The sequence below is a fragment of the Mycoplasma testudinis ATCC 43263 genome (genome assembly GCF_000687795.1).
Classification (GTDB): domain Bacteria; phylum Bacillota_I; class Bacilli_A; order Mycoplasmatales; family Mycoplasmoidaceae; genus Mycoplasmoides; species Mycoplasmoides testudinis.
Window position 1 is genome coordinate 1 of sequence record NZ_JHXT01000019.1, and the last position, 14,292, is coordinate 14,292.

Genomic DNA, 14,292 nt, shown 5'->3' on the forward strand with positions numbered 1-14,292 from the left:
ATGAACATCCACAATGCGCAAACTATGAAAAAAAACCTTTTGTAAAATAAATTTTTTTGAATATTGATCTGCTGGAATCAATTCAACATTTTCTGAACTTAAGGCACTTGCTAAGTTACGTGCAATTTGCTTCATATTTTCTGACTTCATATTCTTTAAAATCAAAAATGTTTTATGTTCGTCACTAATTTCATCGACAATTTTTTCCTGTAAAAAAGAAAGATATTTTTCTTGTAACTTTTTATCAACAATAAGTTTTGCTCGTTCCGTAAAATTTTCAAAGTTAAATGGGATATCCAACTTGTAGATTGCAAAGTCAAATGTATTGTTAAAAAATTGCTTTAGAGTTTCTTGGAAATGATTGATTTCCATGTCACCGAAATTTGAAGTATTACAACCAATGATTTCAAATAAATAAACCTTTTCTCCGTTAATATATTCAACAACATTTGTTTCGTTATCCAAAGATTTTTCATCAATAATAGAAAGTTCTTTTTGGTCGTATTTTTTCTTGCGAACTAGTCATAAGAAATAGACTAAAAATAAGATGTGGAAGCTGGTGTCACCAATTTTTATTATTGATATTCCACCGATGCATAAAATGATTAGCAAAGGAAAAAAACCTCATAACCCAGCAAAGATAAAGACTGGAATACTTATTAATGCTGCAATAATTACAGTAATTCCTAATGCAAAAACATCGCTAATGTTTAATCACCAAAAACCCAACGCTCTTTTCTTGTTTAAAATTGGGGGAATAGCTTTTCTTAATGAATTATTAATTTCCATTGTTATTTCTTCCCACCACTTTTTCTAAACCCTTTTAATTGCGAATTAGTTTTGAATCCATTCCCGGCTTTATGGTTTTTGAAACGTTCGTGACTATTCCGGGCAAATTTTTGTAAATCTTTACTGTTATAAGTTCCTACGATTCGATTAGAGAATGCTTCAGAACCACGACGATACCCTTGACCGCCGGCATTACTAGAATTGGAATTAGCATTATCAAAGTTATCAGCTTTCGATCCAGTATTTTTCAAAATTCTTCCGACAGATAAATTTTTATTAACATACTTGATAATCATATCGGCCCCGAAAAGCATTGCTAAGACTAAGGGAATTACGAATCCAATTCTTCAAATTGTATAGCCATCATTACTACGATCGGAAAAAGCAATCACTGGGTTAACAATTGCTGTTGTGACGCTTACAAAGAAAACGGTTATAAAATAAATTACAAAAAGACCAAAGAAAGCTTTAATAACTTCACTTAACCATTGCCTTGCTCGATAGCCATAATCAATCGTTCCAAAAGCAATCATAAACGGGCTAAATACTAATAGCCCAATGATAATGTATAAACGCATCACAACATTCACTACAAAACGTAACATAAAGGTTAATAGGCTTGATGCCACAATTACTCCTGCTGATAATCGAACTCAATTATCGATATCAAAGATGTTAGCGAAATCAATCCGATTAATGCTGTCCCAGTCACTACCATTTGTTCCAGTTATAGTTTTGTGCAATGGAATAATTAATGGAAATAAACTACTTGTTTCAGCAACATTAATAAAATCACTAACTCCACCGCCTGATGAGGTTGCTGCACTACGTGCTCCTAAAAACCCATTGTAAAAACTTAGTATATTGTTATAGGCGGTTTCGCCTTCATTTGATAATGATCAATCACCGCCATAAGATGAAATCAAGCTATTTAAACTGGTTTGTGATTGTCGGAGGTTATTTAAAACAGTATTCGCATTGCTGTAAGCCTGGGAAATTTCACTGCTATTGGATGCTGATTGTGACCTAAATAATTCAATTTGTTCTGCAGACAAAAAACCAAAACCAAATTTATTTGTGCCTGTGCCCTGGGCCATTGAAATTAATTGGTTAATTTGTTGCTTAATCGCATCATTTGAACTGCTACTATCACGCATCCGCTCCAGATCTTTAATATAGGCATTAATGTCATCTTGCTTAACACCCTGGTTAAAGGGTTCAAAGAATTTATTTATGGACTCCTGGTTAACTGTTGGCCGATTAGTGGAATTGAAAATCCCGGTTGTTACAATTTGAACGAAAACCGACACAATTAAATTCAACACAAAAAAGAAAACTGGAACAACCAAAATTGCTACAAAGAAATATAAAACATATGCTAAAGCTGGCGATAAATTACTGTCACCAATATTAAGTTTGATAAAACTTTTTCTTGCATAGGCAACAGCAATTGAAAAGATCAGAATGAAAACACTAAAAACAGCGATGATAGCATAAACTTTAAGAATGATATTGTCATTAAAGTCAAAGTTTATTTTCAAATCATAAACTGTTCCATTAGTAGCGGTTAATGACGTTATTTTTTGACTGCTTAAATTACCACTATTAAGGGTCAGGTTAACCAAATTACTACTAGCGAAATTATTGAATCCGTTTCAGAAAATATTTGTTAGTTTAAAAGGCACTACCACTCCCGCCAGATAAGCTAGGGGTAAGGCAATAAATGCCATTACGGTTGTAACTACTGCCCCGAAAACTAATCCGATAATCGCAAACATGACTTATTACGAAACGCTTCTTAAATTTAATTGTCCAGGCAAGGCGCTACCAGCAATTTGTAAGACGATAATTACAATAACGGGCAAACAGATTAAAACAACAGCACCAATAAAACGACCTTTGCAATCATTGGCGACAAACGCTTTAAAACTTTGCTTTTCTTTTTGATTTTCAGCTCGCTTAAAATTAGCAGTTGCTAACTGCACAGGAATTGTTATAAAAAGAACTACTCCGGCTATCATTAAAATTAATAGAACTAGGTTTAAAATTCCAGTGACATTTGTAGTGTAAGCTTCTTCAATGTTTAATCCCATTCCATTTGAAATATTGGCCACAACGTTTCGGGTGAACCCAAACATATTGGCTAAGTTTTGCATTATTTTTTTCCTTTTGATTTTGTTTTTTTAGTAAGTTTAATGAGGTTTGAATTTTTCTTGCGGTAGATGACAATTCCAGTTATAAACATTGCAATTGCAAGTGTTGGTAAGGCAACCCCTAACCCAATTTTTGCTCCAGAAGAAAGTTCTGTTATTTTACCTATATCGGAAGCAGGGTTTTTATTATCACCACTAGCATTTTCATCGAGAGCTTTGGTTTGGAAAAAAGGAATAGTGTCTTGTTTTTCTTGATATTGCAAAGTTTTCTCCGCATTTTCAGAAATTTTGTTACTAATACCTTTTTTAACAAACAATTGGTTTAACTGATCTATAAATTTATTTAGTAAATTGTGTTTTTTGCTTAATAAAATAATTTTGAGATTTGCGGCATCAGGTGATTTATCAAACAAAATTTCATATTTTTCTGTGTTGTTAGATAAATCTGTTTTTTTATATGGAACCAATCACGAACCAGAGGTTTGGGTCGCTGTATCTTTTAAATTGATTTTTCAGTAACCATTGACATTTTTGTTGTTTTCTGCTTCGTGCAATAAGTTTTCTGGTTGTGCATCTTCGATTGCATTCTCAGATTCAAATTCAAGGCTTGAAGGGTTGACGCTTGAGACATAGATGCTAATGGTGTTATTTTCATTATAAGTAATGTAGTTATCTTTAAAACCAATTCCTAAACTAGGATAAGTAGTTGTCAATAAATCTGCTACAGCGTTTGCTTCTATTTTTGGATTTTGATCAGGTTTTTTGAAAACAACATTCTTATTTATTGAATAGTTCCAAACCGAATACATTCCATTAGAATTATTGGCCATTAATGGTTCTCCATTTATTGAAAACAAAAATCGTTCATCTTGTTTAGCGCTGTTGTTCAACGATGCTGTATATTTGGCAAAATTTATGTTTTTGTTTGTTAGATATAATTGTTTTTCTTTTGCATCGTATTTTAAGTCACTAATACTATAAATTTTAGTGGGGGCTTCAAATCTGAGTAGGTAAAAGCTTACACTTTTTACATTACCATCACCTAAATATCACATAAAATTTGCAGGGTGTTCATCGCGTTGTAATGAGCCTAAATTATAAGCATTGGCTAACGATACAACATAGTAAAAAACTCCATTGTAATTATCTGGTTCAAAATTCAATTTGTTATTTTCTTGAACTTTTTTCAATGCTACTTTTAGCGCTTCATCTTTGCCATCTAAAATTTCCTTTGGTCTTAATTTTGTAGTAACTCTAAAACCATTGCCAGGTTTATAATTTTTAGGATTAATTAGTGAGAAATAGTTGTCAATAGTATTTTCAATGATATTTTTTTCAGGTTCTAATTTCTTGTAATCAAGCGCTGTCCCATTATTTGGGTCAATCACAGGAATAGCATTAATTTCAGGCAGGGCAACGCCGCTTTCATTTGAAGAAAGATTATAATGTGAATAATTTTCTCGGTAATTTAATTCATATTGCAAGGCTATTTGTTTTCTTGGCACTTCATCAAAATTGAAAACAGTAGCATCTGGGTTATCAATTTGAATGGTTTTCAGAGTATTTTGGTTTGGATACTTTTCATTAAAATCACTTAATACAGTTTCAAAAGAAGCAAGCGGGAATTTTGTATTATCATCACTAAATGAAGCACTCGAAAAATGAAAATTTGAAAGTGTTAATTTGAGTTTGTTATCGAGAGTATTGTTTAAATTTAAATAGCTACTATCTTTTGGATAAAGCGGAATTTTATTAAAACCCTTTTCACTTCAAATATCTACTTTTACATTTTTTTCAGGAACTCCATAATTAACATCAGCACTTATTGTCTTGTTTGCTAAAACTTGTGAAACTATGGTGGGTAAATCCAATAATACTCTACTTGTGAGCTCACCACTTTCTTCTCAGTTTTTGCCTTTCCTAAGATTTTTTAACGGGGCTTTAAAAACGTTTTCGTATAGTTTTGGAATTAAATTGCTTGTTTTAGACACCAGCGAAGAATAATCCGCTGCAGTCTGAGGTTTTGCCCGAACTTGTAAAAGTGAATTTATTTCTTCACCACTATATTTAAAATTGTAAAAATTATCAAGAAATATTTTGTCGCTTTCCAATAATTCACTATTAATTACGTTTCTAGGGTTTTTATTCCAGTCACTATTTACATTTTCAACCACTTGATCCATCACATTTCTCATCGGATGAACCTTGGATTTATTACTTAATTTTGGGCTGATTAATGCGTTGTAGATGTCTATTTCGTTTATTAAATTAGCAAATTCATTCTTGAAAGCAAATTTTAATTCCACTTTGCTTTCATCTTCTTTATTATAAACACCTTTCTTTTGCTCGTTTTTTTGAGCGGATGCTCCAAACGTTGGGTCGATTTTGAATTGTTTTGACAAAAATGGCAAAAATTCAGAATACCAAACAGGAGGACGTTTTAAAGTTAATGCCGTATCAAACCAACCCGCTCCTAAGATCACTTTAAAAGTTGCCAATTTTAATACATTGGCTACAAAAGCATTATTTAACACCTTTTCTTTTAATTGTATTCAACCATTAGTAAAAAACGAAACATAATCCTTTGAGGTTGCGTTTTTCAAATACATCGCAAGGTATGAATGTTCTAAATTACCTTGACTATTATGTTGTAAAGATGAAACATAAGATAATTGGTCTATAAAATTGTGCCAATAATCACGCATCAAATTTCCTTGAATAATTTTATTGCCTAAAATGAAAAAATCTTGAAGGTTTAAACTAAGAGGAATCTTCTTATTAAGTTTTGCAAAATCAAGTTTATCTATTCCTGTAGTTAATTCTTCTTTTTTAAGCAAAAGCGCATTTTCGTCATCAGTTCTAATATCGTATCAATTCAACAATCTGTCTAAATCTGTTATAAGAATAATAGGTTGTTCTTCTGCTCTATCTAAATCATTTCACTCATCGATTTCTTCTCACTTTTGATTATGATATGCTTCAAGTCTTATTTCAAAAAAATTAGTTTTTTTTCATAATGTTTTAATTGAACCATCAATCGGCAATAGTCATTGACCTTTTAAATGTTCATTAATAATTTCTAATTTACGATCAAAATCCAAATTAGGATCAACATCGATATTTCTGTATTCCAAATTGTTGCTAACAGGTTCTCTTAAAACAATTCTATATTGATTAGTATTCGAAACAACATTGTTTATATAAGCATTAGATAAATTTTTAGTAAATTTCGGAACGATGTTCTTTACAGGCACAACTTTAATTTCCCCATTTTCATCTCAATCTAATCCTGTAGGGTCTAATACTTGTTTTTTAAATGTATCTTCGGCAAATTTTTTGTAAGCATTTTGATGTTCTTTTTTCTGACGAAAATAATTAATGAGTTTTTCTCTAAAATCTCGGCTTAAAATCGAACCAAATCGTCTTTTTTCATAAAAAACACCTGTCAAAAGATAGGGATTAACATACTCAAAATCCTTAAACACATCCTCACGTGGTACTCGTCCTGCAAGGTTTGGATCAATTTCTTTATAACCATCATGAACACCAATGGTCGGGTTGTTCATATTAAGCGTTAATCCATTAGGTTGATTCAAATTCTTTTCCAGTTGTTGGCTTGGTGTCAGTATATTACTTATAACAGGACTGGGCTGAATAGCATCTTGAGTTACGGGACTAAAAATGTTTGTTTTAGTGTCAGCTGGTTTGTTTAAGTCCATTACGCTAACAAATGGCGTGATGGTAGCCGCGGCTAGCAAAGAAAAGCATCAATACAACTTTTTCTTTTTTTTAGCTTTATGCACCATAATATTCGAATCCTTTAACTTTCATGGATTCCGTTTTAGATTTTATATTCTGAGTTAAAGATTCTTGTAAAAATTAGATTATAAAAAAGTCAAATAATGTTAATCAAAAGCGTTCGATAAATTCAAATAAAAAAAGATTATTGGCAACTTTATGTTATTTTTAATAATTAGTCTCTATCTTATTAAAATTTTATGTGCCTCTCTGGGTTAGTTATTTCCAAATGAATTAATAGCACACAAACAGTCTGTTTATAAATTAGTGTATATTTTAAACAAATCGGCAAACATAAAATCAAACTAATTATATGTTTTTTTATTCAACTTAAAATTGAATTACAAACAAACCCTAAAACGATTTATATATTTAAGAAACAAACAAAATAATAAACAGAAAAACAAACATAGAAACAAATAACATGTTTGTGCATATTAAATAATAATTTAAAAACAAACTAATAAACTGTTTATCTATTAAACAACATGTTTTTAAAATAAACTAAATTATAAACATATAAACAAATTGTTAGTTTGTTTAATTATCTGATAACAGAACAATTTATCTCACGAATTGTAAAACATATATTTTAGCTAACAATGTGTTGAAAAAACAAACAAAATAACAAACACAAAAACAAACAATATGTTTATCTATGATTACTATTATTCTTTTTATCACAGATAAATAAAATAAAAGGAAATATATGTTTTTTAAATTAGTTTAATGATTAAACAGAATATAAAACAGTTAAACTAACAAATAAACTGTTAGTTTTTATGTTTGTAAAACAAACTGACAAACTGTTTTTTGATATAAGAATTTTAAGATAAACAGATAATATGTTTAAGAAACAAACATATCCATAAACAGAGAAGTTGTCTGTTGATTATATTGTTTATTCATTAGTTTTAATAATTAGAAAAACAAACAAATACACAAACATATAAACTAATTAATAGATTAAAATTAAGTTACATATACAAACTTATTCACAAACAAAAAAACAAACTAAAAATTAGTTTATTAGTTTTTTACATAATTTGATTCCCTTTTTTAAGTATAGAAAAGAAGCAATCAAATGAACTTAAGAAGTATGATATAATAATTATATTACATGTAATATAATTAAAATTCGGTCTATTAGTTATATATAAGTGTTTAAAAAACCTCTATTTACAAAAATGGCAAGAATTAAATATTTATATTTAATTCTATTTGCTATAATAAATACAGATTTAGTCCACAGTCATCTCTCCCAGCGTGGAATTTGACGGTTAATGGGTGACCACGACCATGAGCAATCATGTTACGGTAAGGGAGCGACTTCGTGAGAACGTGAGTATCGCAATCGGAAATGAGCATAGCAATATGCAGGGATATGGGTCATGTAAGATACCATATCCTTTTTTCTTGGCTATTTTGTTATAATTTAATCATTAGCAGTCCACAATTAGTCTGTCTCTCGTAGCGTTCTAACGGTTAATAGGTGGTGGAGCAGAAGATGTCAAAGTCTTCTTCAAAGCAAGGGAGCCTCCTTTGGCGACAATAGGATAGGTAATCGGAAATGTTCAAGCACGGTCAAGTATATAGGCTCCCGTGCTTTTTTCTTGATCATTTTGTTATACTGTTACTATGTTGCTTCTTGATTGTTATAAAATGCTTAGCGTTAATCAAGAAGAAAATTGTCTGTGGTTGGCATTACCTACAGAAGTTGTAATCGTGAGGTTACAAAGCCGAATGGCATAGTTCTATTCGGAAGTGTGGTAGTCACACAACAAAATAATGGAAAAGAATGGGTGAAAATCCATTCTTTTTCTTTTTAATCACAAACTTCGAACCCATTATAGATGTATAAATCATTAATTTAATTTTTAAACAAACTAAAAAACTGTTTATTTGTTTGTTTCTATACAAATTTATATATATAATGTATTAGGTAAAAAAATGATTATTACTATAACTAACAACAAGGGCGGTGTGTTAAAAACAACCATCGCTGCTAATTTAGCAAAATTCTTCTCGGTAGATTTCAAAAAGAAAACCGTTATCGTCGATACAGATCAGCAAGGAAATATCGCCTTACAATTTGGGTATCAACTCGATACATTAAAAAGAACCCTCGCTGACTATTTAAAAAATCCGAAGATTGATCCGTTAAAGTGTGGATTCTCTGTTAACCCAATGCTAAACGTCATTGCTTCCAATTTAGAGATTTCTTTTATTGATGACCAGGTAAAAATTGATGGCATGATTAAGCTTTTGAAAACTTTGCAAAAACAATTTGATGTCATTATTATTGATACTTCACCAGCTATCAATCGGTTCATCATTAGTCTTTGGATGCAATCAGACAAATTAGTAATACCAACTAATCCAGAGTATCAATCAGTAAATGGAGCTAAAGCTATTTTGGAATCATTGGAAAGCATGGAATTCAAGAAAAATTTTGGTGTTTATTTTGTTTGAACTAGATATAATAAGCGAAGCACTCTTCATAATGAGATTACAGCTGACACAAAATCAAATTTCACTGAGTTTGAAAAAAAGTTAAATGGCATCACTTTCCATTGGTTCAACCAATGGATTTCAAATTCAATCCAAAATGAAACCGCTGTCGCTTATCAAAAGCTTCCATTAAGCTTCATTAAAGGCAAACACCGTAACATTGAAGAGTTTGCCTCTCTTGCTGCGTATTTATTGACAGATAAACATAAAAGAATAACCACTCAACCGACAAAACAAATTAAGGAATAGATAAAATGGCAAACGATAAAAAGAAAAAATTAACTCTTGCTGATTTAGCTTTTAAGCAACAAGAAGATCTTAAGACTAAAGAAATCATAGCAGCAGAAGAGTCTGATGAAAAAGTTCAAGAAAAAAAGCCAGTTGTTCAACCAAAACAAATTGAAAAAAAAGAACAAAAAATTGAACAAATACTTGAACCAAAAATAGATACGGCTGATACAAGAGAACTAGCAGACTTTTTTAATGCTAATACCCGCGAAGCAAAAACTTCATTTTCAATTTACGTTACAACTAGTCTTCATAATGAATTAAAAGCGGTTGCTAAAAAAGCAGGAACAACTGTTAATACTGTAATTGTCAAGTTTTTAGAAGTTGGATTAAAGAATTTGAAAAAATAATATAAACAAGTTTAGTATAATTAAAAACGTTTTTAAAATTCTGTTAACAATCTCACCAAAAAAATATTTAGCTTAACGACCTTTCTAATGCTTACAAAAAAATTTTATGAAAATATAGAACGCCAGTTCACCGTAAACTACCCTTTAAACAGTAAAGCTACGTATAATACTGACATGAATTATTCTTCTGAATCTAATACGTCATATCAGAGATGGTTTAAATACAAAGAAGGATTCTCTATTTCTATGGTGGAGTCTCTTATAAACAAATTTTCTAAGTTCCGGCAAGGAATAATTATGGACCCATTTATGGGAGGCGCCACTACATTAATTGCTGCAAAAAAATTAGGATTTAAATCTATTGGTTTTGAAGTAAACCCTTTTTCATACTTTTTATCACAATGTAAATTGGAAAATTACACAAAAAAGGACATTTTAAAATTTCGAAAAATTATAAATGAAATGAAAAATGTCGACTTTTCTAAGATTTCGTACCAACTTCCCTTTTTGTCTTTCGCATACAAGGTTTTTGAAAAAGATATTGAAACTTACTATATGAAAATTTGATTTTTTATAAAAAATTTAAAAATTTCTAAAAAAATAAAAAATCTTTTGAAATTAGGCTGACTATCAAATCTAGAATTTTTTTCAAACTACCGAAAGGCGGGGAATGGACTCAAAATCAAAAAGAAGAAGAAGAAAATAGCCTCAATTTATGAAGTTCTAAACATTCTTTTAAATTCATATGAACAAATGTATGATGATATTTTGCATAACAAAAATGCATCAACAAGTCCTTTTCTTATTAACGATACATGCCTGAACATGAAAAAATATATAAAAGACTCTTCAATCAATGGAATAATATTTTCCCCCCCTTACGCAAATTGTTTCGATTATACTGAAATATACAAATTGGAATTATGATTTGGGGACTTTATTTCAAATTATTCAGAATTAAAAGATTTAAGAAAAAAAACACTCAGATCTAATTTATCATCGAATTTAAAAGATTTTTCAAATATTATAGAATCATCGACATTAAATTTTTTGCTGTCAAAATTATCTGCTGAAAAACTCTGAGATCCAAAAATCCCCATAATGCTTAAACTTTATTTCAGTGATATGTTTCGTTGTATCAATAATTGTTATGCAGCTCTTTCAAAAAACAGCTTTTGTTGTATTATAATAGGAAATTCGTCCTACAATAACATTGTGTTCCCGACTGACTTAATCATTGCCGAATACGCAAGATCTATTGGGTTTAAAATTAATTCCATCAATATTGGACGTTATATAATAACCAGTTCTCAACAATACAATAAAACAAAGAATTTAAAAAAATACTTAAGGGAAAGCGTTGTATGTTTAACGAAGAATTAGCAGTAAAAAAACTTCCATTGAACAATTTAAAAAATAAAACTTTTATTATTTTGCAGCCCAACCCTAACTCGTACACACATTCTTTTTTCAAATATCCCTGTAAGTTTATTCCCGAAATCCCTCGTTGAGCGATAAACAAGTTCACCAAAAATAATGATGTTGTTTTTGACCCTTTCGCAGGAAGTGGAACAACTCTTTTAGAGGCTATTATTCATAATAGGCAAGCTTATGGAACAGAGATTGACGATGTTGCTAAACTTATCATTAAAGCAAAATCTCTAAAATTTAGAAAAGTCGATTATGAAAAGCTTAAAAAACTTTTAAAAAAATTAAACGAGTTTGTTTTAAATGAAAAAAGCAAAAAATGTATACCTGAAATACACAATCTAAACCATTGATTTAGTTTGAAAAATTTAAACGATTTAGGAAAAATTGCTTTTTTCAATAAAAATATTAAAAATTCAAAACAACGATGTTTTTTAAATATTTGTTTTATTTCTATAATTAAAAAGTGCTCATTTTCTGACCACATCTCCCCTAAGCCATATGTTTCGACACGCATTCCAAAAAAAGAATATAACGTTTTTGAAGAGTTTGTTAAAGTTTTTAATAGATATTTAAATCTATTAAAAGATTTTAATAGAGTAAAAAGAAACCAAAAAATACAATTATTAAAAGGGGATGCTTTGAAATTCAAAATTATTAAAAAAATTTCGTTAGCTGTCGCTTCCCCACCTTATATAAATGCTTTTGATTATGTTCGAGCCCTGCGTTTGGAAAATTTGTGGCTAGGTAATAAAAAAGAAAACGATTTAAAAAAAGATAAAAAAAAATATATCGGAACAGAACAAATTAACATCGAAACTGAGCAAAGAAAATTAGATATTTTGCAAGACAGTAAATTATTAAAAAGTTGTTTTAAAGAAATATTTAAAATCGATAAGAAAAGAGCGCTTGTAGTTAAAAAATTTTTCGAGGACATGAAAAAAAATTTACAATCTGTCTTTAAAAGATTAAAGTTTAAAGGACACTACGTAATTGTTATAGGAAATAGTAACATTCGAAAAATTGTAATAGAAAGTTGAAACATATTAAAAGATATTGCAAAAAAAATTGGTTTCAAATTTGATTACGTTTTTAGATATGCTATTAGAAACCCACATATAAGAATACCCAGAAACGGAAATGGTGGGGAAATCAAATATGATTATGTTCTGTGCTTAAAAAAAGAGAAAGAATAACATGGCCCAAAAAGAAAGACCAAAAGATTATTGATTAATACCTAAAAGAGGAAATTTGCATCAGACAATTTGTTTGATTGACGGTATTGTTGAATCAAATTACGATACATCTACATGAAACGAACATAAACAAAACCGTCTAGCAACATATTTGAGTAATTTTGGAGCTACAAAAAATGGAAAAAGTATTCACAATCAATCAATTAGAACTTTGCTTGCATCCATCCCGCAGTATTTAGCTTTTGTCTATATAAATAATGATAAAACACCAAGCACTGTTTGCATAACAAAAGCTGGCTACAAATTACTAGAAGCTCATAAGAATCAGATTGTAAAAATTCGAAAATTAAGCTCAAAGCAAACTAATCTCATTTCAGAATCTCCTGTTGTTTTGAAACAGATGGAAAAGTTACAAATTACTAACCCTATCATACTTAAAGATTGTGAAAATATTTTTATTTTCCCGTTTAGATTTACCTTAAAGTTACTAATAAATTTGGAATATCTAGATAGAGAAGAAATGGCGTATTTTCTTTTTAAAACAAAAGATGAAAGTGAACTTGCTTTGAAAATTGAAGAGATTAAGATGTTTAGAAATTTGTCAAAAGAAAATCGAAAGACAATTATTGACAACTTCAAAAAAACACACCTTGGAAATATTTCTTTGGTGCAAGCTTCTTCAGCTTCTTATTATGAAAAAATATGTAAAACAACTGGGCTTATAGAAACATTCCAAACAGTTCCTTCAAATTCAAATAAAAAAATCAGTTGCATAAAAATTAAATCTAATTGTGTTGAAGATGCTAAAAATTTGTTAAAGAAGTATGAAGATATCCCTGTGTTCGACTTCAAAAATAACTTGGATTTATGAATAAATTATATGGGGAACCCAGAGAGATTTTTTCCACCAACTGCTGTCACAATAACTAATTGCTCAGAAATAAATCTTTTCCTCCAAATATTTGACACCAACAAAAATATTCAAGGTATGGATGTAGTTAATAGTAAAGAATCCATTTCTTTACCGCTTTTTGTGAATGAAAATTACACAATAATTTCTTCAAGTTTAGAAAATGCAAATGTTCTAAACGAAAAAAATATAATCCCTTCCTATAGCAAAAATAATTTCAATCTTCAATTCTCAAATCTCTCATCATATAAAAAGGAAGAAAATTTTCCTAATTTATCAGAAGAGATTATCTTACATTCTACTTCACGAAATTTTTCTCCATCTGTTTTGAAGTACTTAGATATTTTAAAAAAATTAACGGGCGACGATTACACGCAAAATAAATCTCTTCGTGGCGCTTATTATGAGTATTTGTTTTTCAAACTTTTATCTTTGCTTAAAAATAAGAAAATAATTGATGATGTATATTGAAATGGAAAAATTGGAAAATTTCAACTTCCTTCTCCAGCACCCGGAGGTAAAACTGGAAATCCTGATATTGTTTTCCGTATTAACAACTATGATTTTGTTTTAGAGCTTACAGCGATAAAGTCTAAGTCGCAGCAATTCTCAGCTGAGGCTGCATCTGTTCCTGATCATATTCGGTTATATAGAAATTCAACAACCAAAAATAAAAAAGTTTTAGGTATATTTTGTGCTCCAGAAATACATCGTCGGAATACAGCTGCAATGCAAAGCATTTTAAAATCTGAAAATATACCTATATTGTGCATTGATGATAGAACGTTAATCAAAATTTTAAATGCTCGGTCAAAAAGCGATTTATTGTCCAAGTTTATAGATACTGTTGATATGTAAATTCAAGATTA

9 protein-coding genes are annotated in these 14,292 nt (G+C 29.8%); 5 read left to right on the plus strand and 4 right to left on the minus strand.

What is annotated here, in order from left to right:
* From T384_RS06595 to T384_RS0104665, 4 genes are all read right to left on the minus strand, one after another.
* On the minus strand, nucleotides 1-789 hold a 789-nt coding region (locus tag T384_RS06595; RefSeq protein ID WP_036499257.1), incomplete at its 3' end, for a hypothetical protein.
* A 2-nt stretch (nucleotides 790-791) separates the two neighbouring features.
* Nucleotides 792-2,567, minus strand: coding sequence for a hypothetical protein (locus T384_RS0104655; protein ID WP_027120040.1), 1,776 nt, complete (start codon nucleotides 2,565-2,567; stop codon nucleotides 792-794).
* Between the two features lie 6 nt (nucleotides 2,568-2,573).
* Complete coding sequence (locus tag T384_RS0104660) at nucleotides 2,574-2,945, minus strand: hypothetical protein (protein ID WP_027120041.1); 372 nt, start codon at nucleotides 2,943-2,945, stop codon at nucleotides 2,574-2,576.
* Entirely contained in the window at nucleotides 2,945-6,748 is a 3,804-nt protein-coding gene (locus T384_RS0104665; RefSeq protein WP_027120042.1) for a hypothetical protein, read from the minus strand. The genes T384_RS0104660 and T384_RS0104665 overlap by 1 nt, the downstream gene beginning before the upstream one ends.
* Nucleotides 6,749-8,690: 1,942 nt before the next feature.
* On the opposite strand from T384_RS0104665, the gene T384_RS0104670 reads away from it, so the two are divergent.
* The 5 genes from T384_RS0104670 to T384_RS0104690 all read left to right on the plus strand — a co-directional run bounded on the left by T384_RS0104670 (nucleotide 8,691) and on the right by T384_RS0104690 (nucleotide 14,281).
* Nucleotides 8,691-9,500 (plus strand): ParA family protein, encoded by an 810-nt coding sequence (locus T384_RS0104670; RefSeq protein WP_027120043.1) that lies wholly within the window; start codon nucleotides 8,691-8,693, stop codon nucleotides 9,498-9,500.
* Between the two features lie 5 nt (nucleotides 9,501-9,505).
* Nucleotides 9,506-9,889, plus strand: coding sequence for a hypothetical protein (locus T384_RS0104675; RefSeq protein WP_027120044.1), 384 nt, complete (start codon nucleotides 9,506-9,508; stop codon nucleotides 9,887-9,889).
* Between the two features lie 174 nt (nucleotides 9,890-10,063).
* Nucleotides 10,064-11,272 (plus strand): DNA methyltransferase, encoded by a 1,209-nt coding sequence (locus tag T384_RS0104680; protein ID WP_245595161.1) that lies wholly within the window; start codon nucleotides 10,064-10,066, stop codon nucleotides 11,270-11,272.
* Nucleotides 11,254-12,513 (plus strand): DNA methyltransferase, encoded by a 1,260-nt coding sequence (locus tag T384_RS0104685; RefSeq protein WP_027120046.1) that lies wholly within the window; start codon nucleotides 11,254-11,256, stop codon nucleotides 12,511-12,513. The genes T384_RS0104680 and T384_RS0104685 overlap by 19 nt, the downstream gene beginning before the upstream one ends.
* A gap of 1 nt (nucleotide 12,514) precedes the next feature.
* Complete coding sequence (locus tag T384_RS0104690; RefSeq protein ID WP_027120047.1) at nucleotides 12,515-14,281, plus strand: AlwI family type II restriction endonuclease; 1,767 nt, start codon at nucleotides 12,515-12,517, stop codon at nucleotides 14,279-14,281.
* Nucleotides 14,282-14,292 lie beyond the last annotated feature (11 nt).